Annotated in this window: 23 protein-coding genes and 1 pseudogene; 7 read left to right on the top strand and 17 right to left on the bottom strand. The window is 60.6% G+C overall.

Going from position 1 to position 25418, the window contains the following annotated elements; genetic code table 11:
• Positions 1-156 precede the first annotated feature (156 nt).
• From U5768_RS03015 to U5768_RS03040, 6 genes and pseudogenes are all read left to right on the top strand, one after another.
• Positions 157-564: a hypothetical protein gene (locus U5768_RS03015; RefSeq protein ID WP_322028885.1), complete on the top strand. Its 408-nt coding sequence runs from the start codon at positions 157-159 to the stop codon at positions 562-564.
• Positions 565-863: 299 nt separating this feature from the next.
• A pseudogene (locus U5768_RS03020) lies at positions 864-1234 on the top strand (transposase); the annotation flags it as partial.
• Positions 1235-1535: 301 nt separating this feature from the next.
• The gene (locus tag U5768_RS03025; protein WP_322028886.1) at positions 1536-2498 is read left to right on the top strand and encodes a LysR substrate-binding domain-containing protein; all 963 of its coding nucleotides are present in this window, start codon (positions 1536-1538) and stop codon (positions 2496-2498) included.
• Positions 2499-2610: 112 nt separating this feature from the next.
• Positions 2611-4371, top strand: a complete 1761-nt coding sequence (locus tag U5768_RS03030) for an L-lactate permease (protein ID WP_322028887.1) — start codon at positions 2611-2613, stop codon at positions 4369-4371.
• Positions 4372-4459: 88 nt separating this feature from the next.
• Entirely contained in the window at positions 4460-5638 is a 1179-nt protein-coding gene (locus U5768_RS03035; RefSeq protein ID WP_322028888.1) for a CaiB/BaiF CoA-transferase family protein, read from the top strand.
• Positions 5635-6564: a CoA ester lyase gene (locus U5768_RS03040; protein WP_322028889.1), complete on the top strand. Its 930-nt coding sequence runs from the start codon at positions 5635-5637 to the stop codon at positions 6562-6564. The genes U5768_RS03035 and U5768_RS03040 overlap by 4 nt, the downstream gene beginning before the upstream one ends.
• Here the strand turns inward: U5768_RS03040 and U5768_RS03045 are convergent, their stop codons facing one another.
• The 3 genes from U5768_RS03045 to U5768_RS03055 form a co-directional block, all read right to left on the bottom strand.
• Complete coding sequence (locus U5768_RS03045) at positions 6565-7005, bottom strand: retropepsin-like aspartic protease (RefSeq protein ID WP_322028890.1); 441 nt, start codon at positions 7003-7005, stop codon at positions 6565-6567.
• A gap of 129 nt (positions 7006-7134) precedes the next feature.
• Positions 7135-7491 (bottom strand): retropepsin-like aspartic protease, encoded by a 357-nt coding sequence (locus U5768_RS03050; RefSeq protein WP_322028891.1) that lies wholly within the window; start codon positions 7489-7491, stop codon positions 7135-7137.
• Between the two features lie 49 nt (positions 7492-7540).
• Positions 7541-9112 (bottom strand): TonB family protein, encoded by a 1572-nt coding sequence (locus U5768_RS03055; RefSeq protein WP_322028892.1) that lies wholly within the window; start codon positions 9110-9112, stop codon positions 7541-7543.
• 749 nt (positions 9113-9861) lie between these two features.
• On the opposite strand from U5768_RS03055, the gene U5768_RS03060 reads away from it, so the two are divergent.
• On the top strand, positions 9862-10086 hold the full coding sequence (locus U5768_RS03060; RefSeq protein ID WP_322028893.1) for a hypothetical protein: 225 nt from the start codon (positions 9862-9864) through the stop codon (positions 10084-10086).
• Positions 10087-10365: 279 nt separating this feature from the next.
• Here U5768_RS03060 and tssJ read toward each other — a convergent pair whose 3' ends face one another.
• The 14 genes from tssJ to U5768_RS03125 all read right to left on the bottom strand — a co-directional run bounded on the left by tssJ (position 10366) and on the right by U5768_RS03125 (position 25418).
• A complete protein-coding gene (gene tssJ / locus U5768_RS03065) occupies positions 10366-10968 on the bottom strand; it encodes a type VI secretion system lipoprotein TssJ (protein WP_415913832.1) in 603 nt (200 codons plus the stop codon).
• Positions 10969-10978: 10 nt separating this feature from the next.
• On the bottom strand, positions 10979-12817 hold the full coding sequence (locus U5768_RS03070; protein ID WP_322028894.1) for a DUF2235 domain-containing protein: 1839 nt from the start codon (positions 12815-12817) through the stop codon (positions 10979-10981).
• A gap of 23 nt (positions 12818-12840) precedes the next feature.
• Complete coding sequence (locus tag U5768_RS03075) at positions 12841-13284, bottom strand: DUF3304 domain-containing protein (RefSeq protein ID WP_322028895.1); 444 nt, start codon at positions 13282-13284, stop codon at positions 12841-12843.
• Positions 13285-13304: 20 nt separating this feature from the next.
• Complete coding sequence (gene tssG / locus U5768_RS03080) at positions 13305-14399, bottom strand: type VI secretion system baseplate subunit TssG (RefSeq protein ID WP_322028896.1); 1095 nt, start codon at positions 14397-14399, stop codon at positions 13305-13307.
• A complete protein-coding gene (gene tssF, locus U5768_RS03085) occupies positions 14396-16135 on the bottom strand; it encodes a type VI secretion system baseplate subunit TssF (RefSeq protein WP_415913833.1) in 1740 nt (579 codons plus the stop codon). Before tssF ends, tssG begins: the two co-directional genes overlap by 4 nt.
• A 57-nt stretch (positions 16136-16192) precedes the next feature.
• On the bottom strand, positions 16193-17782 hold the full coding sequence (gene tssA, locus U5768_RS03090) for a type VI secretion system protein TssA (RefSeq protein WP_322029002.1): 1590 nt from the start codon (positions 17780-17782) through the stop codon (positions 16193-16195).
• 2 nt (positions 17783-17784) lie between these two features.
• Positions 17785-19041, bottom strand: a complete 1257-nt coding sequence (locus U5768_RS03095) for a type VI secretion IcmF C-terminal domain-containing protein (RefSeq protein WP_322028898.1) — start codon at positions 19039-19041, stop codon at positions 17785-17787.
• The gene (locus tag U5768_RS03100; protein ID WP_322028899.1) at positions 19010-21367 is read right to left on the bottom strand and encodes an ImcF-related family protein; all 2358 of its coding nucleotides are present in this window, start codon (positions 21365-21367) and stop codon (positions 19010-19012) included. The genes U5768_RS03095 and U5768_RS03100 overlap by 32 nt, the downstream gene beginning before the upstream one ends.
• A gap of 76 nt (positions 21368-21443) precedes the next feature.
• Positions 21444-22877: a hypothetical protein gene (locus U5768_RS03105; RefSeq protein ID WP_322028900.1), complete on the bottom strand. Its 1434-nt coding sequence runs from the start codon at positions 22875-22877 to the stop codon at positions 21444-21446.
• Between the two features lie 3 nt (positions 22878-22880).
• Positions 22881-23150: a PAAR domain-containing protein gene (locus U5768_RS31940; RefSeq protein ID WP_415913834.1), complete on the bottom strand. Its 270-nt coding sequence runs from the start codon at positions 23148-23150 to the stop codon at positions 22881-22883.
• A 9-nt stretch (positions 23151-23159) separates the two neighbouring features.
• Complete coding sequence (locus U5768_RS03110; RefSeq protein WP_322028901.1) at positions 23160-23351, bottom strand: hypothetical protein; 192 nt, start codon at positions 23349-23351, stop codon at positions 23160-23162.
• Positions 23352-23404: 53 nt separating this feature from the next.
• Entirely contained in the window at positions 23405-23590 is a 186-nt protein-coding gene (locus U5768_RS03115) for a hypothetical protein (protein WP_322028902.1), read from the bottom strand.
• Between the two features lie 522 nt (positions 23591-24112).
• On the bottom strand, positions 24113-24448 hold the full coding sequence (locus U5768_RS03120; RefSeq protein ID WP_322028903.1) for a hypothetical protein: 336 nt from the start codon (positions 24446-24448) through the stop codon (positions 24113-24115).
• A gap of 220 nt (positions 24449-24668) precedes the next feature.
• Positions 24669-25418 (bottom strand): hypothetical protein, encoded by a 750-nt coding sequence (locus tag U5768_RS03125; RefSeq protein WP_322028904.1) that lies wholly within the window; start codon positions 25416-25418, stop codon positions 24669-24671.

Below are 25418 nucleotides of genomic sequence, written 5' to 3' on the forward strand. Positions count from 1 at the left end.
CGTTCGGCAACGCACCGTGCATCGTCGACAAAAGTTGGTAGCCTCGATGAGAAGAAAGAGGTCCGGCGAGCACTTAACCCAGCATTCTTCGATGCGAGATGGGACACGTATCGCCGCCGAGAGGACAGTCGAAGCGACCAATCTTCCGAGACAAGCATGAATACAAAAAAACCGAAGCGGCCAATTCTTGTATGGGTCGTCTTTCTTTACTATCTGGTGACTATTGTCCCTGCCATCGGCGGACTTCTCCTCGTTTGGCACTCGGCGCCGTTTTCTGCGAAAGCACGGATGGCCGTCGAGTCGATGACGACGCTGGCCTGGACGCTCCTCGGGGTGACGTTGGCATTGGAGCTGGGTGGTGCGATCGCACTGTTCAAACTACGGCGTATTGCGTTCCCTCTGTTTGTTGGAGCGTTCGGCTGCACCCTCCTTCAGATGACAATGCACCATCAGGAGAACACAGTTTCGGGACGCGGCAACCACTTTCCTGTGCTCTGGCTGGCAATTAACCTTTTCGTATGCGCGTATGCCTGGCGTTTACGGTCTCGTTCTGCGCTCACCTGAATCGCAAATGCCGGAAACGTCGAAGGCAAAAGACCTAAAGGACCGCCTTTCGGAATGTCCGTGGACGGTTCTACGAGCGGCATGGCTTCGTTGTGACTCGTTCCACGGATGAGCGGCGCTTTATGGCTCGTCCTTCCGACTGACGCTGCCGCGCCAACCAGGCGATTTAAGCTAGCGGGAAACGGGCTCTCTGAGTTTCAGATTCGGACAACAGCAGACAATTTAGAGCAGCCCAACGTATCTGAGGACACGAGGACTCTCTTAAAATAAGGAATAGTCTTGTGCCTAACGTGGAACCCATCGAAATACTGAGTGAACCGGAGCGCCGTCGGCGGCGCACGGCGCAGGAAAAAATCGCCATCGCGCAGGAAACGCTGGAGGCCGGAGCATCGGTGTCGGCGGTGGCACGTCGACACGGCGTTAACGCCAACCAGGTGTTTGGCTGGCGCAAGCAATATCAGGAAGGCAGCCTGGCAGCAGTGAAAGCGGGCGAGACTGTCGTGCCGGCATCAGAGCTCGCCGCAGCCATCAAGGAAATCAAGGAACTGCAACGACTACTCGGGAAGAAGACGATGGAAGTCGAAATCCTGAAGGAAGCCGTGGAATGGGGTCGCTCAAAAAACCTGATTGCGCGCTCGCCCTTGCTGCCGGGGGACGACCATTGAAGTCGGGTCCCGGCTCCGGGCGGCCCCGCAGCGTGGCGCGCAGGGCGAGGCGCCGCGCCCGGTCCTGCAGCTGGGCGCGGCTCATGCCCGGCCAGCAGGCGGCCATGAACGCCGCCACCGGCAAGCACCCGTGAGGGAGCCGGCGTGACATGGCGCTGGCCACTTGCGCCAGCTCATACACATGCTCGGGCATCTACATGACATCCCGTGCATTGGCGCTGCAGAGCTGAGTCCGAGGCAGCGTCTTTCCTGTAAGGGATCGAGCCGCGAGCGATCGCATCGAGCGGCGTGCGATAAGCTACGCCTATGGATATCCGCCAACTCAAGTACTTCGTCGCTATCGTCGACAGCGGCAGCCTCTCCAAAGCCGCCGAACGGCTGTGCGTCGCGCAGCCCTCGCTGAGCCAGCAGGTCGCCAGTCTCGAAAGCGAACTCAAGAGCCAGTTGCTCCTGCGCAGCCACCAGGGCGTCCAGCCCACTGAAGCCGGCCGCGCGCTCTATCTACGCGCGCGCGACATCTTGCGCCAGATGGAGCAGATTCCGCTCGCCGTGCAGGTGAAAGGCACCGAATCGGGCCAGGTCGCGATTGGCCTGCCGACCAGCGTTGCCGTCGTGTTCGCGCTGCCGCTCTACGAGTACGTGCGCAGCCAGTATCCCGGCATCCGGCTGCACGTCGTCGAGGGCATGAGCGGCTACCTCGCCGAGCTGCTGGCCAACGGACGCCTCGACATGGCAATTCTCTTTCGCGAGGCGGAAACCCGCGGCATTGCCGTGCACCCGCTTTTCGAGGAAAGCCTGTACGTTTTCGGCGAAATCGAGGGCATCGGCGCGGGCGAGGACGTCCCGCTGCGCCGCCTCGCGGGCACGCCACTCGTGCTGCCCAGCGCGGCGAACGGCCTGCGGCTGCTGATCGAGCGGGCATTCGCGCGCGCCGGTATCGAGCCTGAAGTCGTCGCCGACATCGATTCGCTGCCGACCATGCTGGCCATCGCGCGCCACGGCGGCGGCGTCACCATCGTCTCTTCCGACGCTTTCGGGCGCACCGCCGACCAGCATCTGATCCACCGCCTCGTCGAACCTGAAATCGTGCGTGCGGTCGCGCTGTGCGTACCCAACGCGCTGCCCACGAGCTCTGCCTCGCTCGCGATCCAGAAGGTCGTCGAGCAGCTCGTCGCCGAGCTGGTGGAAGGCGGCGTATGGGCCGGCGTGCTGCGCCCTCCAGGCGAGCCCGCCCAGCCGCGTGGCAAGCGCCGGGGGACGTCGATATAGGCGCGGCCTATACCCACTAGCCGCAATCGGTATTTCACACCGCGCGCCCGCACGGCTACCCTGTCTCCTCCGAATCGATAGAAAACGTCCGCGAGACGTTCGAAGGAGACGCATGTACACGCAAATATTCGACCCCGTCGCTCATTCCATCGTGGCTTCCGCCGCGTTCGCGGCGCTCCCCCTGCTGACCTTGTTCGTGCTGCTCGGCGTGCTGCGCCTGCCCGCGCGCTGGGCCGCGCTCGCCTCGCTTGTGGTCTCGATGATCGTCGCCGTGTTCGCCTACGGCATGCCGGGCGGCCAGGTCGTGAGCGGCGCGCTCGAAGGCGCGGCCATTGGCTTCTTCCCCATCATCTGGATCGGCATCAACGCGATCTGGCTGTTCAAGCTCACGCAGGAGAGCGGACACGCCGACGTCCTGCGCCGGACGCTCGCCCACGTGAGTCCCGATCAACGCGTGCAGGCCGTGCTGATCGCCTTCTGCTTCGGCGCGCTGCTCGAAGCGCTCGCAGGTGGCGGCGCGCCCGTCGCGATTTGCGCCGTGCTGCTGATCTCGCTCGGCGTCGAGCCGATCAAGGCGGCCACCGTCTGCCTGATCGCCGACACGAGCCCGGTGGCGTTCGGCGCGCTCGGCCTGCCCATTACCGTGCTCGCCAAGATCACGCGCCTGCCGGTGCACGACATCAGCGTGATGGTCGGGCGTCAGGCGCCGCTGCTCTCGCTGTTCATTCCGCTCATGCTCGTGTTCATCCTCGACGGCCGCCGCGGCCTCAAGGAAGTCTGGCCGCTTGCCGCCGTCGCAGGGTTCGCATTTGCGTCCGCGCAGTTCGCCGGGTCGATGCTGCTGCCCGTCGAGCTCGTCGACATCGTCGCCGCGCTGATCTGCGCGGGCGCATCGATCGCATTCCTTCGCGCATGGTCGCCCGCCGTGCTGCGCGCCGACCTGAACGCGCAGCACGGCACGCTCGCCCAGGGTGGCGCGCGCAGCGCACTGGCTACCGGCAACGGTGGCCACGGCACGGGTCTCCAGGCTGCTGCCGTTGCCATGCCGATGACGGGCGGCGGCGCAGCGTTCGAGCGCAATCCGCAGCAAGGCGTCCCGGCGCGTGCAGCGTTCGCCGGTACCCCGCGCGATTCCCGCGCCGAAATCCTGCGTGCGCTCGCACCCTATGCAGCCGTGATCCTCGTCGTCGCCGCGACGCAGATCGGTTTCATCGCGCACGCGATGGGCGCCTTGACCTCGACGTTCGCGTGGCCGGGCCTGCATGTCGTCGATCCGAAGGGGGCGCCGGTCTCGGCCGTCACTGCCAAGTTCGAATGGCTGCTTTCAGCGGGCTCGATCGTGCTGATCGCCGGTGTGCTCTCCGTGCCGCTCCTCAAGCTCGACGCCCGCACGGCCGCGCGCACCTATGTGAAAAACCTGCACGAGCTGCGCTGGGCCGTGTTCACCGTCTGCTGCGTGGTGGGCGTCGCGTACATCATGAATCTCTCTGGTCAGATCGTGACACTCGGCATCTGGGCCGCGCGCGCGGGCACCGCGTTCGCACCTGTCTCGCCGGTGCTTGGGTGGTTCGCCACTGCGCTCACCGGTTCCGATACCTCGGCCAACGCGCTTTTCGGCATGCTGCAGCTCACCACCGCGCACCATACCGGCCTCTCGGACATCCTGCTTACGGCCGCCAACACGTCGGGCGGCGTGGTGGGCAAGGCGATCTCTCCGCAGAACCTCGCCGTCGGCGCGGTCGCGGTGGGCATGATCGGCCGCGAAGGCCTGCTGTTCCGGCGCGTCGCGGGCTGGACCGTGCTGATGATCGCCGCGCTCAGCCTGCTCGTGTGGGCGCAGTCCACGCCGCTGCTCGGCTGGATGGTGCCGTAACCCGGCCGTAACCCGATTCGCGCGGCACTCGCGCGCGCCTTCGCGCGCAGCGGTGCCGCAAACAAGCCAGTAAGGAACTCCCGACGTCATGCAAAATTCCGCACTTCCGCTCGCAGACATCACCGTCGTCTCAATCGAGCAGGCCATCGCCGCGCCGCTCGCCAGCCGCCATCTGGCCGACTGGGGCGCGCGCGTCATCAAGATCGAACGCCCCGGCACGGGGGATTTCGCGCGCGGCTACGACACGGCCATGGACGGCCTCTCCAGCCAGTTCGTCTGGACCAACCGCTCGAAGGAGAGCCTCGCGCTCGACATCAAGGACGAGCAGGGCCAGGACACGCTGGAGTTCCTGCTCGCGCGCGCCGACGTGTTCATCCAGAACCTCGCGCCAGGCGCCGCGAAGCGCCAGGGACTCGACGCGAAGTCGCTCGTCGCCCGCTTTCCGCGCCTCGTGGCATGTGACATCTCGGGCTACGGCAGCGGTGGACCGTACAGCGACAAAAAAGCCTACGACCTGCTCGTGCAATGCGAAACCGGCTTTCTGTCGATCAACGGAACGCCCGAAACGCCGTCCAAATGCGGCCTCGCGATCGCCGACATCGCCACCGGCATGTACACGCTCAACGGCATCCTCATGGGCCTGCACCAACGCGCGCGCACGGGACGCGGCATGGCCTTCGAGGTGTCGCTCTTCGACGCCATGACCGAGTGGATGAGCTACCCTGCCTACTACACGCGCGGCCGCGGCGAGCCGGTGCCGCGCAGCGGCGCGCGCCACGCGACGATCGCGCCATACGGACCGTTCGCGACGGGAGACGGCAAGACGGTTTTCTTCGGTATCCAGAATGAACGCGAGTGGCAGAGCTTCTGCTCGGTGGTGCTCGGCGATGCGGCAATCGCCACCGATGCGCGCTACGTGACGAATTCATCGCGCCTTGCCAACCGCGACGCACTGGAGCGCGCCATCACCGAACGCTTCGCCGCGTGGACGAGCGACGAAGTCCTCGCGCGCCTTGACCGCGCCGCGATCGCCAACGGCAAGATGAACGATGTCGAAGCGCTGCTCGATCATCCGCAGCTCGTGGAGCGCCAACGTTACCGCTGCGTGGAGACGGAGCGCGGCGCGATGGACATGTTCGTGCCCCCCGTGACGATTGCGGGCGTAGAGCCCGTCATGGGACCGGTGCCCGCCGTGGGCCAGCATACCGAGGCGATTCTCGCGGAACTCGCCGCCCAGCGTGTAACCACGCAGCGGAGCGAAGCATGAGCGCCCCGCGTGTCACACGCACCGTGCTCGCGGTGCCCGGGCATCGGCTCAAGATGCTGCAATCCGCGGCGGCGAGCGCCGCGGACGCGGTTTTCATCGATCTCGAAGACGCGGTACCGCTCGACAAGAAGGACGAAGCCCTGTCCTGCGCCGTGCAGGCGCTCAATGAACTGGACTGGGGCACGAAATGGGTATCCGTACGCATCAATACGCGCGCGGACGGCGTGGCCGAACAGGAGGTGGCGACGCTCGTACGCGAGTCGGCACGACTCGACGCGCTGCTCGTGCCGAAGGTCGAAAGCATCGTGACGGTGCACGAAATCGACCGCCTGCTGCGCGCGCGACCGTCAGCGTTCAGACCCATCGCGATCGAAGCGCTGATCGAGACGGCGCGCGGGATCGTCCACGTCGACGATATCGCCGCTTCGAGCACGCGTCTCGTTGCGCTGCACTTCGGCGTGGGCGACTTCTCCGCTTCAATTGGCGCGCGCAACGTCGATATCGGCGGCACGCATCCCGGCTATGCGCTCACGCTCAGGAACGACGCGGGCAACTATGCGACGACCGCGCTCGACCTCTGGACCTACCCGATGATGCGCCTGCTGGTGGCCGCGCGCGCGTTCGGGCTGCGCGCCATCGACGGACCGTGCGGTGCGTTTCGCGATCCCGTGCTCACGCGCGCCTGGGCACTCAAGGCGGCGGCGATGGGCTACGACGGCAAGCAGGTCATCCACCCCGACCAGATCGTGCCGACGTGCGAGGCTTTCAGCCCCACGCCGCCCGAAGTGCACGAGGCGCGCCGCACGATCGAGGCGCTCGAAGCCGCGCAGTCCGCCGGGCTCGCGGCGGTATCCCTCGACGGCAAGCTCGTGGACTTTGCAAACGTGCGTATGGCCCAGCGCATCCTGGCGATGGCGTCGGCGTAGCTATCTCTCGTCGCGTGGGGCTGTCGTGCATAGGTTGTAATCAGGTCGGCAACCGTCGCTGAGCAAGGCGCCGATTCCGACGCCCCGGGAGAAACCTGTATCGCCAATCTCGACGCGAACGTTCCTGAACACCCGCGTGCCGATCTGAAGTGTATCGAACCGGTGCCTGTATACCGCAAACGAGGTTCCCGCGATGCCCTGGCCGGACGTTTTCGGGTCCTGAGTGAGGACCTGGTCAGCGACGCCGCTCCGCAGGGCAGCCTCGCTCCCAAGAAGCGATTGCGAAGCGCCTGTGTCGAGCACCGCACGTACGGGATAGCCGTTGAGCCGTATGTCCATCAGATACAGGTGGCGTGGCGTGTAGTCCGGCGAATAGGACTGGAAGTCTCCGCTCCATGGCACGAAGCGGCCAGGACAGTTCTGGACCGTGTAGAGCGACATTGAGTGCGCGGGGAAGTCGAGCTCGACGTCGTAGCGCGAGAGAATATCGGCGCCAAGAATGCCAACGAGATCCGGTTCGGCGAAGCGGGCAAACGTGCTTGTTCCCGTTACCGGAAGCCGCAGATTCGTTCATTCGGCAGGGCCAAACCGGATCGATCGCACGACGCGCGGATATCCTGACGCCATGGGGTCGCCCACACCGTTGACCTTTTGTGCACCTGTGCGGTCTTCGGGCAGGCTCAGCGCTTCGGCGGCATCGGGCGCTAGCGCTGACTTCTGTGCACCGGAGTCAATCATGAAGAGCTTGCGGACACCATTGATTTCCGCTTCCACCAGAAAGCGGTTGCTGCGTTCGATCAACGGAAACTGGGCGTCCTTTTTTAACTGGCATCCGGGCGCGACATTCTGTGCACAGGCGGCAAAAGGGGTAACACCGACCACGGCGAGGGTGGCGGCAGCAATTGCGACGCTGGTGTATGGTTTCATTGCAAACAAGCCGGGTTACTCTTGCTATGGATTCCGGTAGTCAGACACGTCAGAGACCCGGCCTCAACGTTATCGTGAACGACGCGGGAGCCCTGCCGTTTTCATCCAGCGGCATCGGATCTGAGCGCCTGACCGCCTCGAGCGCTGCCCCGTCCCAGGTTCTGTTGCCGCTCGAGCGAACAACCGCTACGGACTCGAGGTTGCCGGATGAGGCGCAATGTACAGCCAGCACCGTTTCCAGATGGCCCACCGTCCCGCTCCAGATAATGTTCGGGCGCACGCGTCGCCGCACCCGTTCCGCGTAGTCGAAAACCTCTGGTGCCGGGCCCCCCTGTTGCTGTGTCGCTGGCGCAGGTGGAGCAAATCTCCTGAGCGCTGTCATGAACGCGGCAGCCACACGGCTCTGCTTCTCGAGGCCGCCCAGAACCATCCAGTCGCGCGACGGCTGGGGCGTTGCTTCAAAGGCATGCAGGTAAAATCGCATGGCCCCGCACCACGCTGCCGGATCAAGATCCGTTGCGCCGCCATTCATCAACAGGCCGAGGTCTTCCGCTTCGGAAGGATCGCCTTTCAATGCGTGCGCAACGGAAGCCGAGAATGCGAGTTGTCCCTGCAACTGCTGCCCCGCCGTGACCGTTGCGGGCGCGGTCGTCTGTGTCGATTGCTTGAGTACATCGAACATCGCCTGCAACTGGGCCCGAAGTGCGTCGTCGCTCTCCGTTTCCAGCGAGAGATAACGCGCCGAAATGATTCGCAGATCCTTGCTCCCCCCGCAATCGGATGGCGCGTTGTCCAGGGCGCGCGTCTGCATGCCCATCAGTTGTTCCCGGTCTTCCGGCGAAATTCTCGCGAGAGCGTCCATGACACCCAGTGCATGCGTGAGGGCAACCGGACCGGCCGTAGCGGGGTCGCTCGCAGACAAGAAGTACTTCCGGATGTCGGCATCAGCCATGAGCTTCCTTGCCCAGTCTGCCAGCAGCTCTGCCTTGGACGAGCCGGGCGCGATGCCCAACTTGCTGGCCAGCGCCGCGGCATCGGGTGGCTTGCCGAATTCAAACGGAAGCGCTGTCGCCAGCAGCGGCGGACTGGTCATACCTGCCGGTGACGACACTCGTGAAGGGTTTGTGATCGATCCCGCGAGATTGCCCGCAGGCGCCACCGCACCCTGACCAGCACGAGCGGCATCGGCGTTGCGCAGTGGCAAGTTGAAAACGAAGTTGGTCTGGATGGCGACGGGCTTGCCGTCCGCACCGCTGAACGCGCGGCACTGTGCTCGCCGCGCGGCCTGAACAGCAAGTTCGTCGAACGCCGGACTGCCTGATGACTGCTCCACGACCGCATCGCTGACGCCTCCGCGTTCGTCGAGCCATATCCGCACGGCCGCGTCCGGACGCGTGGCGTGTTTCACGGCAGCTTCCGCAGATGCCTGGTCGTCAGGAGACAGGGCGTAGCTGCATGAAATGTTCTGCGCAGGCACATAGGCCGGTGCTGATGCCGTGTCTGCCCGCGCGGTGGTCGCGCCCAGGGCGCAGGCAAGAACGGTGAGCACTTTTGCCGACCGCATGCACGGCTGCGAATTGCGTTGAAGAATGGCGCTGTAGCGCATATACCTGATTTTCATGGGTTGGCGTTACTAACTATGGCCATGACATCCGTAACCAATGCTCTCCATGACTGGGTACTGATATCATTACGGATGTTAGCATAATCAGTTGTGACGTTTGCAATATTTACGGTATTACTCATATCATTCCCCTCGAATTAACCAGAACAAAAAAATGGCCGTAATAATCCCAGCCACAAAACGGAATTCAATAAAATCACGTCACGAAAATCACGAATCCATACGTCTATGAGTTGCTCGCCCTCGACGTGATTCTTGTAACCAACGGAATTTGCTCAGTTCTGTCGAAAACCAACAATAGCCACACAAAGCAGGAACGTACCACTGCTCGACCGCCACAATTTTCCGTCAGGACGAGCTGCAGCCCACAGGACTTGGAATAACCCGCTCCCCTTGGTGAGCTGCCAATTGCGCTCCTCGGAGTTGCGCAATTAATCTCCTGACCTTCAACAAGTGCCCCGCGGGTTTCGCTCCGCATTGATGCAACAGAAATAAGCGCCATGCAGATCATTCCGAAATCGTTAATTTTTTACTAGTTAAACATATGCCTAAAAAAACGGTTTGACGATGCACAAGAAGATTCGAATTGATGCGTTAATTACGAATTACGTATTATTTCTTTCAATCAGCGGTTTCCACGGGTGCGACACGCTCGCTTTAAGGAAGCGAACCTCCCGCAAGAAATGTTCGAGCCATCACGTGGCCGCCTTCGGACGGTGAAATGAGTGGTATGCGGAGCATTAGAGTTGAAGTTCGAACAGTTCCAGCAACGCCTCGAGCCCGAGCGGACCACAGTCGAATTGCGTAACGTGGTCGGTGACTCGCTTGACTGTTCCCGCGGTCGTAACTTCGTGCAAACGGGGCAAGATCTTGTGTATCTGACGGTGGTGGTCGGCGCTCGTCCCCTCGGACTGGCAGGGTTCGTTGACCCGCTAACCGTCGATGCCGTCGCAGTCAATCCTGTACGGTGAGATGCGGCGCCGCGTGTACACGTGATTGCGGATACAACGAAGTAACCCGGATCCCGTCGTCGCGGACCACGATGTCGCCGCCGACGAGCTCCTCGGCCAGGCGTCGCGCAGCCCGATCGAGACACAAACGATCAAGCCGTGGCTAGATGTCGGGGAAATGCAGACCTACGCGCCGCATACACTCAGCCGGTTGCGTCGTGACAGCCGCTGCCGGAGGATTCGCGGCCGTCGCCTGTACGCGCGGCCACGCATCAGGTGTAGTGAACAGGCGCGCGATTTTCACTGTGCCGGCCGCGTCTTTTGTGTGTCGCCTTCGGCCACAAGATCGTTGCCAACGAGTTCGAGCTTGAGCGGATCGTCGGCCGAGAGCTTTTTCTTCGCAATCACACGACGCCAGGTCGTGCTGCCCGTGGCGTCGCGGAAAAACGCGACTACGGCAACATATTGCGTATCGCCTTTCATCGGTTGCGTGACGTTCACCGCCCCACCTGGAGACACGACCACGCTGACCATATCCTGGAGATCTGCGCCAAGCACCGTACGATCGTCGTTGAGCAGATCGTCGTACGACGCGGCATCAAATCCCTTGCGATCCTTGATCTGATAGATACGCACGGCGACCGAGAACGGTTGCGTGCCCGAAATACTGTTCAACGATGATCGCGCGCTCAGGTCGACGTTGAGCGTCTTGACGGTCTTGTGGAACACTGCGTTATAAGCACTCGCTGTGCCATCCGACACCGATTGCCACGCACCACACGCCGACAATATGGTGCACAAGCCCGCCGTTGCCACTACAGGAAATATTCGCACTTGTCCTCCATGATTCATCTCTTCAATGAATCGTAGCGATCTGAAAATCGAACGCATTTTGAATGCCATGAAGCGCTGCTTACGCAGTGGCCTCTTCCCCAGTGCCCACCAACGCGTCTTGCGCAAACTGAGCATCTCCGGGTGCTGTAGTTCCCTGTGTTGACGACGCAACAGTCTGCTCCTGGCTGTTTTGATACACGTTCCGGTAGCGCAGGTACCCGCCTGTAATGTCCTGTGGTTCCATACTTGTCGGAAGCCGGAATCCCGCACGCGAGTCGTGCAAGTAATGATTGAACAGCGTATGCACTCCTCTTGGGACATCGGCATTATCGGTGACGGCCGAAAACAATTCGCGGGTTTCGTCACTTGTCGGGCGATGCTCCCAAGCGTACTTTTCCGCTTTAACAGGTGAGAGCAAACCAAGCATCGCTTCGGTTCCTACGGTCTTCAGTGGAGATTGCAGACTTGTGCGAATTGCGCTTACCTGTTCCGCCAGATCGTCCTGCGCCTCTTTCAATTGCAACCTGTCATCTTGTATTGCGGCCGTATAGTAATCGCGATTTTTAAGATCTAGCTGTGTCGGCAATGCCTTGCGCCACTGCAGATACTGGCGCGTATGCTGATGAATCATATCCAGCACACCACTCTGGCCAGACGCACTCGTAACGATATGGTTATCGCTCCAGTAGCCTTTATAAGCGGCAAGCAAATCAGCGGAAATTTCAAAGGCTGATTTCTGCGCGGGGCGGCTATTGATCTCATCGCGAGACAAGAGCGGGACACCCGCCTTAACTGCTTCGTAGTACATGTCGTTCAACGGAATCTGTGACAGTTGTCCGGTCTTTCCCTGTTCAGTCGGCAGGTATCCGCCGCCGATATCCGAGTGCATGCCGGGGTACGCCACTTGACGAACATTGGAGGCCATTTCAAGAGGAAAGCATGCACGTTGTTCGTGCAACGCAACGAGATGGACGCACTGCTCGATAAACGACGGGATAGATTGCGTTCCACTCGCCCATGCCATATGGCCATTTACACCAAGTATCATGTTGGGGACACCCACGGATGCGACGGTGTCGAACAGCCCCATGAAATACAGACGTATCGGTACGCCTGCCAGTGTGTTATAGCCGCCGTCGTTCTGCTTAAGCAATTCACCCAGCCAGTTCGAAAATGCGCGAGCTTCTGCTGCGCCGCGCGAAAATCCGAAAACTGCGAGGTTGACGGAGGTAACTTTGCGCTGGCTATTCTTCAGGGCCACTTCGAGCTTGTCTTCCCATTTGCGTAGGGCCGCGATACGGCGTTGCTTTTCCATAGCCATGTTCGCCAGCGTCTGACCTAACTTTGCCCCTAAACCGACAGTGATGGAGGCGGTGAGAGTTCCGCCCATCATCCCTCCTGAATCGGAATTCGAGCTGGAACTGATGGAGTTAACGAGCTGTTTGGCCGCATCATCGGTGATTAGCACATGGCCATCCGTGGCATACGCATGTATTGAATTCAGGATTCGCGTGATGCCCCAGTTAATACGGTCAGCTCCCATGTAACCAGCACCCAAGCCGAGCGTATTCCCGCTCTGGTTGTTGTCTCCGATGTCCGACATTGGCGTGCCGACACCAGTGATGTACCACGGAAATAATCCTGACTTTGCATCCGGAATTGCGGCGTTAAAAAGCCGAGCGACATTGCTGTGTTTGTTCCGATCCTTCTGTGTACCGCTGGTCTTGGGCTCTGTCCAGTCTTGGTTGTTGCCGGTTCCATCGAAGAATACGGTGGCATACACTTGCCCTTGGCAATGGCCAGCCTCCTGCTTGTGTATGCAATCCATCGCAGCAGCTCGTTTAGCCAATTCGCGTGGGGAAAGCTGGCGATAGCCATCTGAAGGGAGCGGTTCCGGAATCGTGATCGTGTAAGACATTCTCTTCATCCTTTTTATTTGACCTACATCGTGGCTTCATCGCCCTTGAGCGGGTAGTCCGGATTAGTTATGAAAACGAGGTCTGTGACGAACACCTTGATCTCACCACTCCGGAGAAAGTGCACTGCAAATACTCCTGTGTCTTTTGGACTAAAAGGAGGAACCGTGACAATGCGGCTTTGGGGGTTCTTGTTGTAGGCATCCGTCCACTTCACCGTCACGGTCATGCCGGGGCTAAATTTCGCAGGAAGAGCTACACAGCAGGCAAACCCCCCTTGTTCGTGCTTGCCTATGTAGGAACCAGCTTCACTGTTGACCGAAAAACTGCCGATATCGTGGTCGGTATGGTTGTAGCCCACAACATCGAGGCCCATGGTCTCGTCGGCTTTCGCGGTGCGATGGAGGGCCAATGCGCCCGAAAGTGCGAGGATCGCGACAAAGGCAAGGATTTTTAGTAGGCGATTCATGTTTACGTCCTTGTCATGTTTCACAGCTTCAGCGAGTCATAGCGACCAAGATTGATCGTCACCATCTGATCGGCCGCAGGCGTCAGCAACGCGGTCCAGGCCAGACGTGGCCGGTGCACTCCAACTGGCGTGGCGCCGCCCGTTAGCGCGAGCGTTGGCGTAGCTGAGGCAGGAATTTCCATGCGCAGCACTGCGTCCGCCTTATCTCCGAGATACAGGCCCACAAGGCGCATCAGATCCTGATGGAGCACCTCGCCCGGTAACAACGCGTGCGTCTGGGCGACATCAAGCGGCCGGATGGTGATGAGTACGGCCTGTGACCGGTCCAGCACTCGAGAACCGAGCACATGGCCATCGCCCAGACCGCTCAAGGCCGGCGCGTTTGCACGGCGGGCACGTGGTCTCGCGGTCAATCCCTGCTGATCCTCGACACGCGTCCATTGTGCGTAGAACTCGCGCACAGTAACAGCCGCACCGTTGAGCAGATGGGCCACAACACCTGCTACGCCCTCGGCCGGTCGCGTACGCTGCATGAAGAGCCCCACCAGCGCCAGAAGCCGGGACGGCGCGAGCCCGGATTTGCCCGCCGGATCTCCGATACCGAACCCCGCGAGAGACAGGAGATACTTTGAGATCTCGTCCGTGCCGCCCGGACGGAAATTGACCGGGTAGTGGTACTTCAACCAGGCTCTATAGAGGAGCGTGACGATGCGATGGTTAAAGATATCGAGAAAGGCCATCGCCTTCTCGTGCCCTTCCGTTCGCAACACGATGTCGTCGATCAGGTGCGGCGGCATCGCCGCGTCGACACCGTACAGGCCGAGGAAGGTAGTCTGCACCGACGGCGGCGCATCCTCGTTTTCGTCATCGAACGAAATACCTGCGACTTCCGAGGTAGGGAAGCCTACGCGCGCGCGAGGCTGGAACCGCACCGGCTCATGCTCCGGCGTGTCCTGCGTCCCAAAGCCGGGTTTGTCCGGCGACTGAAGCTCGAGCAGACGCATCAACTGGAGCACATTCATGCGCGGCGCGGCGGACAGCAACGCGCGGATCAGCGGCGCAAACTTTGGTCGGCGTGCTTGTACATTGCCGCGCACTACATCCGTCTCGCTCATAGCGGCGCCCTGTCCGACTTGCTGGCCGGCCACTCGATGCGTTCTTGTGTTGGCAGGCTGACGAGCACGAGCTGTGTGAAGAGATTCACATCGGCATAGAGTTCAAAAAAGCGGTGCAGCATTTCACCGAAGAGCATCATGTCGCCCTCACCGGCGAATGCATGACTGTCGAGGGTCACCTCGATCTGCACACCCCGCTCCACGGCGCCCTGCATGACCTTGCGCAGGCCCTTGCGGGTGACCTTCTGGATACCATTGAGCCGTCGCCGGTTCATCTCGCCATCGGTCCAGTCGTAGAGGGCGAGCGTGCCACGTAGCACTTCCGCGTCGAGCAACGAGAGGTAATTCGGCGTGAGGTGAGACAGGATGCGCCACTGGAAGCGGTCGCCGGTCGGCGGATGGAGCGGCAGCGTGGGCGAAACGAGGTTGCGCACGCGCGCAACGTTCGAGATCCCCTTCCCCATTTCGTTGATGCCGGCTTCGCGCAGGCCTTTGCGCGGCAGCATGCCGTTCGTGCCAGTCACGCGCAGCGACAGTGTTTCGCGTGGCATTTCTTCGGCATTTTCCCAGGCGTGACCGCCCAGCACCAGCCACGTTTCGTAGAGGCCCTTCACACCCTGCTGGACGCGCGTATGGTAGTAGCGCTCGGGCGCGTCGTGCCGCAGCATGCCGCCGCGGTGCTTGAAGCTTGAGAACGGCACGTATTCGACGCGGTCGCCGGTCGCGTGGTCATGCGCGTCAACTGCATCGACCGAGTAAGTTTCAACGTGCTCGCCATGGCGCAATCGCGGCCGCACGACGTAGGACGTCGCGTGATGGTCGACACGGATCGGCTCCGCGTCCATGCGAAACAGGTTGATTATCGGCGTGCAGAACAACCGGATGTTCTTTTCCGAGAACCGCAGATCGGCCGGGTACGTCTGATTCAGTACCACCTCGATTTCAAACTCGGTCACGCTCGGCGCGAGGGAGGCGAGATCGATGCCGTGGAGGTCGACGAAAAGAAACTTCTCGGGGAAGCTGAAATATTCCAGGAGCAGTTGATAGCCGCCAAAGGCGTTGTCCGGCTTGGGCCACAACCGCTCGTCGGCCGCGAATCCTGCCGTCGCGAACCAGGCGTCGGGCAACGATTTCGGCTCGCCGTCACGCACGGTCGGCAGCCGCAGCAGAATATCGTCGACGTGACGTGTCAGCGCGAGATGCAGGGCCATGGCCACCGGCCGGTCCGCATTCAGATAGAGCCTGAGGTGCGGCACGTTCAGCGTGTTCTGTCGCGACTGGGCTTCGATATGAAACGCCACGCGGATGGTCGAGCGCCCGTCCGCGCGCGTGCCGGCGCTGGCCGACTTCAGGTGCAGCGGCAGCAGATCCACCGGCCACGTCGTGCGGTAGGTACAGCGAGTACCCTCCGCGCCCACAGGATCGGAACGCACTTCGATGCCGGCAGGAATCGTCTCGCGTTTCTGCAACGTACCGAAGTCAGGTTCGAGTTCGAGAATGGACAGCGACGGCAGCGTGCGCAGATAGTGCGGCCACAGCAGGCTTACCAGCGCCTCGGTGATCTCCGGCAGTTCGTCGTCGAGTTTCTCGCGCAGGCGCCCGACCAGAAACGCGAAGCCTTCAAAAAGCCGCTCGACGTAGGGATCGCGCTCGCCCACGCGATCGAGATTGAGCATCCGTGCGCGATCCGGATGGGTATTCGCAAACTCCCGACCGGCTTCGGTCAGGTAACGCATCTCGGCTTCGTAATAGCGCAACGTGGAATCGTCGTTCATGCAATATTTCCTGTCTTTTTACAGAACGGCGATGGCCCGTGCAGGATCGAGCACAGTCATGTCATTGCCGAGTTTTTCAATCTGCCGGGTGATGGCCGGTTTGTCGGCGTCCTTGCGGTGTATTGATGCCTTGAGGGCTCTAAGCAGATGGTGCTTGATCTCGAATGTCAGCGACGGCTCCCATCCGGCGAGCCGGAAGTGGGGACCTCCGGCATCCAGCTCGGTCAGCAGGCGAACGCAGATCTCCGGACGTCCCGCGCCCTCTGCGACGCGCGCCATGACCCAGCGCTGCAGGTAGCGTTGGCGGTCGGTGCGGATACCTGGCAGGCCATCAATCCAGGCAAAAGCTGCCTCGATACCCTGTGACTGCGCCAGTTCGCGTGCCTGCTCCTCCATCTCCTGCCAGTTCGCGACCGCGCCATCTTCATCGTCGGTCGACACGGGCAATGCGGCGAGCGCTTCGCCCTCGTCGAGATTGCGCACGACCGCATGGCTCGCTATCCACTCGAGCGTCGCGTCGTCGGCGAAGGGCGTGCCGTCGTTGAAGGCCAGCTTCTGGATACCAGGGAGGCGTTCGAGGAAAAGCGCGAAGTCGGTGCGCAGGATGTCGCGCCACTCCGTGTACGGCGAGCCCGCATGGTCAAGCGCGACGTGCTGGAAATATTGCAGGTCGAGCCACAGGTGGTTGACACCTTCCATGTATGCGCCCTCCACGCGCTCTAGCAGCTCTGGCCACTGCTTTTGCAGGACGAGCCGCTTGAACTGCTGCCGCAGCTCGGCGCGCGGCGGCGCGAGGCGCGTGCGGCCCTGGGCATCGGCCGGCGGGACTTCATGAACGGTATCCCAGCGCATACAGCGCACCAGACGTGCGGCCGGCAGGTAGCCGTGCTCTTCGTCGCGCAGGTATCTGGCCAGCATGCGGGTATGCTCAAGCGCATCGCGTGTCGAGGCAATCGGCGTCGCGCCGGTGGCAAGCGCCCCTGTTCCGCCCGACATCGTGGCAGTACCCTCCGGCACAGGCCGCACCACGTCTTCGCTGCCTTCGAAACGGGACACCAGCGCCTGGAGGTTCGGGCGGGCTGCCTCGGGCCATTCCCCCGTTTTGCCAACTAGCAGGTTCAGCGCCGCCATCGCCCGTTCGAGCTCCGCAGGCGCGAACTCGCCGTGGCGGTCAAGCTGTTCCAGTACGCGCGCTGTCGCGATCCATTCGATCGCCGAGCGCTTCGCTTCGTCGCGGCCCGGTAGCAGCGCGTGTCCGAAACGGTCGACGAGAGCGGCGATGAGTTCGAGACCATCTGCAAGTCCGGCAGCGCCATCCTGACGGACACGCGCGAACACGTAGTAGCCCGCGAGGCGCAGATCCTTGCCGACCTCGCAAAGCATTTGCTGGCAGGACTGGACGATCAAGGCATCGTCGATGTCGGAAAGCTTGCCGATCTCTTCCTTGACCGCAATAAAGGCGTCGTCGTATCCGGGTTCCCGGCCCACGCCCTTCCCGTCCGCGGCTGGTAGCGGCTTGAGCCAGTCTTCCCATGCGCTGAACCGCTCGCGGGCAAGCTCATCCGGGTTGCGTGCCCCGAAGAGCTGCTTGATGAAATTGGCGAACATGTTCATTCGGTGTCAGGCACTGCGCCGTGAGGAAGTGAAATCGCTGCGTGACGGGCGGCTGCGACCGCCGACGCGGGCAGCGGCGGAGGGCCTGCGGCCTTCGCCCCGGCGCCCGACGCTGCAGCCGGCGCGAAGATTCTCGCGGGAATCGCGAAACCACGCAGCGCGAGGAGTTCCAGTGGGCCGCGGCCTGCGTCTGTGCGCATCACATACGTGAGCGGGTGGGTAACGTTTTTCGGCACCGCAGCTTCAGGCGCCTTCACCGTCAGCGTCGTGGGGTCACTCGCCATCGTCGGCGCCGCGGCCGAGGCCGGCGTCGACGCCACCGCGGCGGCGGCCGCGGTGGCTGGCACAGGACCCGGCGAGGCGATCCACGTCAGCTTGAATCGCGTATCCGAGAGCGGTTCGACATTGGCCGATGCCAGCATGCGCACGAATGCCCAACGCCCCTGTTTCTCGAAGCCCTTGTTCAGGCCGGACTGCACGGTTTGCCACTCAAGGCGCGTGCCGGTTACGAGCAGATCGTTACCCGGCCAGACGAACGGCTGCCAGCGATCGGCCGAGTTCAGGTACTTCAGCGTCTGTCCGTCTACAGTGAGCTGCGTTTCCGTGACATCGGCGCTCGGTTGCGGCATCAGGTCGAAGCGGTATTGGGCGGCGCCGGATGCAAGCATGTGCGACGCGATGCCCTGCAAGACATTGATCGCCTTCAGGAATGCCGGATCGAAGCGCAATCCGGCGCCGGCACTCCCCGGTACCCAGCGATCGCCATGGAGTTCGAGCGCGCCGGCGAGCTGCTGATTGATGAACGCCGGTACAAGGCCCGTCTGGTCGCGCAGGAAACGAACGAGCTCCGGGAAGGACGCGTCGTCGTCGCTCGAGGCGAACGGATAGCGTCCCTGGAATGCGCGCGCCCATGGCTCGACGATGGTCTGTCGCCAGGCATCGTTCAGGCTCGCCTGCGCCGGCTGCATGACCGCCTGCATGGCCTGGTCAACGGGACGCAGGAAAAGCGAATCCCCGAGCCCGGACCACTGCTCCCCGAGGCTCGCTGCGACGAGGCTTGCGTAAGTCCGGGTATCGGATAGCTCGGAACTCTTGCCCTGGAACTGCGCCTGCGCGACCTGCCGGGCCTGGTCGTCCATGCTTCCGCTGTTGGTCATGGCCTCGATCTTCAGGCGCAACGTCGTAATGGCGTCAAGGTAGCGTTGCAGGCCGATGTTCGAATCAGCCTTGCCCTGTGGCTGGGCGGCGCTCACGAGACGCAGGACAGGACCAAAAGACGCGTCGAGCGGCGCCGCCGGAATGACGGCCTGTGCGGCGCCTTCTATGGCACCGGCGTACGAATGGTTGCCGATCAGATTCTGGGCCTTCGCGACGAGCGTGTCGGAGAGCGATGTGATGTTCTCCCCGGCACGGCCCTGATACTCGAGCGCCTTCATCAACGCGATCATGGGCGACTGACGGGAATCCGCGAAGAGACGTAGCTGTTCGGCGATCGCCGGGCAACGTGGGAGCGCTCACCCACTGAATCGAGTTGGCGAAAGCCTGCCACTGCCGGGCGTATTCGTCGAAGTACATGTCCCGGAGCGCCTTGCGAAGCGCATCGACCGACTGCGGCGGCTGGGCCGTCGCCGATGCGTTCAGCACCCAGTCGGCCGTCACGTTCTGGCGTTGCGCCGCTTCGTCAATCGCCTGCGCGATCTGCCCGTCCCACGCCTGCCGCGTATAGACGCCTGGCACCGTGGCGCCGGTGCGGAACAGTCCGCGCGCATCGCTTCCGGCCAGCAGCGTAGCAAGCGACTGATCTCCGTACTTGCCGGTGGCCTCGTCCAGGATCGAGTGATAAATCGTATCCGTCGAGTTGCTTGTCCCGATCAGGGCGAGGAGCACCTGTCGTGTGTTATTCACGAGATCCGTACGCGGCTGGATCGCCCACTCCGGATGCGACGCGAGATGTTGCGCGAAAAACGGGAAGAACTGGTGAGCCAGGTCCTGCCGCTCGCCAACGGTCAGGTTGGCGTTGGTAATCCAGTTCCACGTGAGCTCGGGCACCATCGCCTTTGCGTCGGCCCGTTTCGGTTCAGCAAGCATCAGGTAAGTGCGCAGTGTCTTGTGTCCGGCCAGTGCCTGCTGGCTCGTGGTCTCGTCAGAGACGTCAGTGCGCATTGCGGCCACCGTTGTGAGCGACGATTCGAGTCCCTGTTGCGTGGGTGAGACAAGCAGACGACGACTCGCGGGGGTATAGGCGTGCCATAGCCCGGCCAGAATCGATTTATCGCGGTTCAGGCCGAAGCGCGAGTACCACGGTGCGCCTGACGATGCGCGGTATTCGAAGCGCTCGATGTCTTGCTGGATATCGAGCAACGCGTGTAACCCGGAGCGGTCATCTTGCGCCTGCGATAGATGTTGCGTGAGCTGATTTGCGAACAGCAGCTCATGCGTGTTCGATGTACCAGAGAGGAACATTCCCACGATCCAGAGGGCAGCGAAAACCCCAACGGCCACGGCGCCGACTGTACTCGGATGAAGGCCAATCCGGCGTCCCGTCGCGCGTCGGCTTGATGCCCCGACGTGCTGCCACAGCGGCGATGGAGGTGCGTCATAGGACGGCGTCGCTTTGTGTACAGGTTCCGCTGGTACGAACCACGTCCCCCTAACTTCGAGTGGCAATCGATGTGTTGAAGCGAGGCCCGCAGCAAATCGTGCGAGAGGTGCCGCCCACGTCTCCAATTGCCGAGAAAGCTCTGCAAAATATCGGTTCCGGTTGTTCTCGCAAAGGGCTTTTGTCCCCGACACGGCAAGGCGTTTGCCAAGCGTCGTGAGCGCATCTAACGTTGTGGCTTCCTCCTCTCGGCGAGGCAGCGAGCAGCCAACCACGGTATCTGCGCCTCGTGACGGAGCCGTCATTCCACTGTCCGTGACAATGTGCACCGGTGCAGACCAATGAAGCCCCAGCGCTATCTGAGAAAGCAGTGATCTTCCAGCGAGCACGGATCGTTGCGCAGAAGGCATGTCGCTTATCGCATCACTGAACAGCACGACGCCATCAACCGGCCGACGCCAACGCAGCTTGGCCAGTTGTTTGAGCCAATCACCATCCGGCTGACCACCCGCAGTCACCGGGCAATGCAGTAGAACCGTGTCACCCTCGACGTGCCAATCCTGAGTCGCAAGGTGCGGAATATGCGCGGCGACAGACCGGGCTGGGCCGACAAGCAGCAGCCACGATTCACGATAACGCCAGAAGAAGCCGTGCTTCAGACGCAAGCGTTGGGCAAGGTCAGTAAGCGTCATAGGCTGAGGCGTTAGCTCTCCGCCGTTATCCTGCTTGCCAATTGGACCGCCCGACACTCCGCCAATCGACGGGTCAACCGTATCCCCGGTGAGTCGCTTCGCGATGAGATAGCAGACAACTGCGAGCAATAGAATGCACAGAAAGCCAAGTTCAACGATCAGCAACTGGTTGTCATTCCAGCCGAATTGCTTCCCGGCGATCCAGAACAAGAAAGCCGTCAAGATCAGAGCGGCGACGAACCCAACCAGCACTCGGAGAGATAGATCCTTCTGTTGAGTTTTACTCATCGCATCACCTGCCTCAATGCAAACGACGTTGCGAATACGCTGTCGCTAATATGTTCTCTGGAGATCAACAATATCTTCATGCTTCGATGGCGTCGTTGGGCAGGTGACCGCCTGCGTCTTTGATATCGCGCTCGACTCTTGTCTGCACGATCCATGGATGAATAAACAACAACAGAATGGCAAGCAGGATCGCTACACCAATTCCGCCAAGAATCCAGACAAACGTATTCGCTGGTCGAACAAGTACTGCGAGCAACAACGCAATCCAAAGCGAGAGGCATACTAATACGGCTCCCGCGCCGAGATTGCGACTAGCCTCCCCCGGTGCTTCCAACGGCACAGATGATTCTGTAAGTGCTGCAGCCGCAAGACGCAGCGTATTCCCCTCCTGAAGCGCAAGAAGTTGTGCTCCCTGTCCATACCCCGCAAGTTCGGTGACCAGCGCCAGCGAAATCCATGGACTGAACGGACCTACCGGACCGATGCAGTCGTCGAGAGAAATGAGTCCATTTGCCCCACCCTTGAGGGCTAATCCGCAGTCCGTGATAGCTTGCGCCAGCGCGTACTTTTCCGGCTTGCCAAGTCCACAGCTCCAACCCATACGAAATTTCGCGAGTTCAATCGCCCCAGCGCCGCCAAACTGGCGCAGGTCTGCCCCAAGCGATTCAATCGCGGTTGGCATTGAACGGAACAGACGCACTGGCGATATGCCTGGCCTGCGAGCCGACGTAACAGGCTCGAAGAGAAGTCCAACTGCGATTTCGGTGTATTGCGGTGCCTCTTCACCGGCGTCGTGGAGTTGCGCACAAAGCAGCAGCAGCGCACCGCCCTGCCGAACGTAACGCTCAACACTGGACCACGATACTTCGGACACCACTTCCACCTGTGCGTGCGGCAAGATCGAAGTTGAACGCCAGCGTCTGGCAAGCGCGTCGCCAAGGCCGCTCGGCTCGTCACATTTCCCGGCCCAGACGACAACGCGCAGAATTTGCCGTGATCCCAACTGATCTAACGTTGGTTTCAGGTCATCAAGCAGCCGTGCAAGAACGATTTCGGTTCGGCTAGTGTGCAGATCCGCTTCAAAACCCTGGAGCGTTCGCACTTCCGTCTTGTTCTGCGGAGCATTGCCAGCGAGACCGGCAATTTTTTCGGCCAGTTCACTCTCAGGCGCCAGCGTTGAGAAAGCGGTAATCGCCACATTCAGTCTTGCCCAGCGGCGCCAGGCGAGATCGATGGCACGAGCCAGCACATTCCAGAACGTCCTGTAAAGTACGTCCATCCAATGCCAGTGAAAGATGGTCATCACCAGCAAAATTACTGCTACGGTAGGTGCCCCTGCAATGCATGCCCAAAATCGCGGATTCCGGGCGGTACCGCTCGCCGACGGCCACAGGAGCAGGGTCAGTATGGCGGCGACGAAATAGCATACGACGCACAAACCGGCAATCAGCCAGACCGAGGGCGCTTTTGCTTCGCGGACGACAGGAATACGCGGAATTGGCCATCCCATGAGCTAGATCTCAAATTCGTCAGTACTTGCGAGCACCTCGGCGCCGCACGTGGTCTTGCACCGATGAACAATCAGGTAGCGTCCATTCTCAACGTAACCGTCATTTCCACCGACGAGTTGCACTCTTCCGTGCTTCGGACAGTCTACGAAGTCGCCATCAAGTGCAGCAGCGCGGTTGTCGATGATGAGCGTCGACGAAGCCGTAACCACTCGACCATTGTCTTGCCCGTCGTGAGTTGAAACGTCGTTGTACCGGACAGGTGCTTTCTTCATGTTCGAAAATTAAAGCCGCTTGTAAGCAAATAATCCTCCAATGGTCGCGCCAACGAGCGCCGCCGGAGGAATAAAAAAAATGGACGCATATGCCGATCCGATAGATCGATAGGGTCCTTCATCGGAACCACAAACCAGCACGGCGGTGACGATCAAAACCGCAATAATGCATCCGAAGAGCGCTCCTAGAAGTACTTTCATGATGTCTCTAAATTGAACTACACCTCAACAGTCGAGATTTTTGTTCGACATGCCTAAAATTTTCGCGCAAGAAGCGCACCAATCAGTGCACCAATGCCCGCGGAACCTGCGACGCCTATTGGTACAAGAATAACCAACGCCACACTGCCACCATCAGATTCGGCCATCAGCATCGCGAACAAAATCGCGACGCCAGATCCGGCGAGCGCGCCCACGAGGGCAGCCAACAAGCGCCTCATGTTTTTGCTCCGTGAATTGACAATCGAACCACGTGCCTCATTGCAGATCACACCCCCACAAACCGAACGAACACAGGCCCGCCAATTCGCCATGCTTAAAGACTCTGATTCTCGGGAAGCTGAAAAGCTCGTGCTTACACCGTTAGTGTCCAACAACCGCGAGAGCATCCGTAAGCGACATGAAAAATCCTAGCGGAACAGTCAACAGAGCTAAGCCCCAGAAGACGACCTGCGTGACTGCGAATGCATCACGCATGGGAACCGAAGATCGCTTTAACTTCCACGAGAAGAACAGAATCGGGGCGACAACAACGAAGCAAGACACACCTTGTAGTGGAGGCTTGACCAGGAGAAAACCCCAGTAAAATTCCGAATCAGCCCGCCATGACCAAAAGGCCAAGGCGCAGCCAAGAATGATGACCTGAGCAACAGCAACGCCAGCGGCCAACCAGAACCCACGCTTTCGCTCACCGCCTTGTGTGGATTTGTCGCGAGGTGTACGAACCATATTCAAATCGCTTTCTATTTCGACTCGTCAAGATCGACAAGGTTATTCGTTACAGTCGATTGACGAGCAGCAATGCTATCAAAGGTAACAATGCGTCCGCCCGTGCGGACGCTTCTTCCTGGAACCAAATGTGATACATCAGGGATTTTCTGCCCATCCGTTGAGCCGACTGACTTGCGATTCCCTTCATCCATCTCCTGCAGAAAAAGGGAGGAAACACATCCTCCAATGAGCCCTCCGACGGTGCCACCAACAACAAGCGGATATAAGAACCCACCCAGAATCCATGCAAGACCGCCAAACGGCCCGGCTTGATTAGCTTGAACCAGCGAAACAACACCAGCGATCACGAGCCCAACTGCTCCGCCTATTACCAATCCTGGAAAAAACTTCATACTCGGACCGCGCCCTTGGCGCAAGAGTTTCTATGGAACATAGCTAGGTGCTCGGTGTTTCGAAATTTATTGCGACGTCAAATTACCCTGAATATAGGTGCCAGCCCCAAAAAAACAGGAGAGCCAACCGAGTACGCCTCGGAATCAGGCCACGGACACCCGCCGAACTGATTTTCTATGGCTCAAGCCCGACATCCGGATCACACGTCATGCGCGACCACCCACTGTAGTTATTCACCTTTGGCACAGTATTTTTCATATCTTGGAATCCTGGATCATCGTAAAGAGTCAGATTCTTGTCGCTCTCCGTCAGCGGATAGTCGATAAACCACTGGCCCCAATGTTGACCAATCGGCAGCGAGCTTTGAAGCACGCGTCCATTCTTTGTTTCAATGTAACCTCGGTCGTCGACGACGACGAATTGGCGTACGTCGCTCGCTGTTGGGTCCGAGTCACCATATCGGTTGTGGAGTCCAACCCATACTCTTGCATCAGGTCGAAACGTTCGACCACCGTCCCGGGAAACCATAATTGCACTCATGTCTGCGAATGGGATTGCGATATATCGCTCGGACGGGTGAATATAGGGGAACAGCACAATCCGATAGAACTGCGGTGACGCGATGGTCCGAATATTTTGCTTCGAGTCCACGTAGGTGAGCGCACCTTCGCACTTCCAGCCGGTCAGTTCCAGCCATCGATGGTCGTCGAATCGGTACACCACTTGCGTAGGGGGCGTCTTTAACTGTTGCGCGGCGAGCGTGGGAAGTAGAGGAATCGCGCAAATGATCGAAGCCCCGAACAAACCACGTAGCCACAATGGCTTAACCCGATGCTTCGCGCGCCAGAGCAAAGCAGCAACGACGGCGACTACACCCCACAGCGGAACTAGCCACCACACCGACAAGGGAAGCGTTGTATTCAT

The organism is Paraburkholderia sp. J76 (assembly GCF_905220295.1).
Classification (GTDB): Bacteria; Pseudomonadota; Gammaproteobacteria; order Burkholderiales; family Burkholderiaceae; genus Paraburkholderia.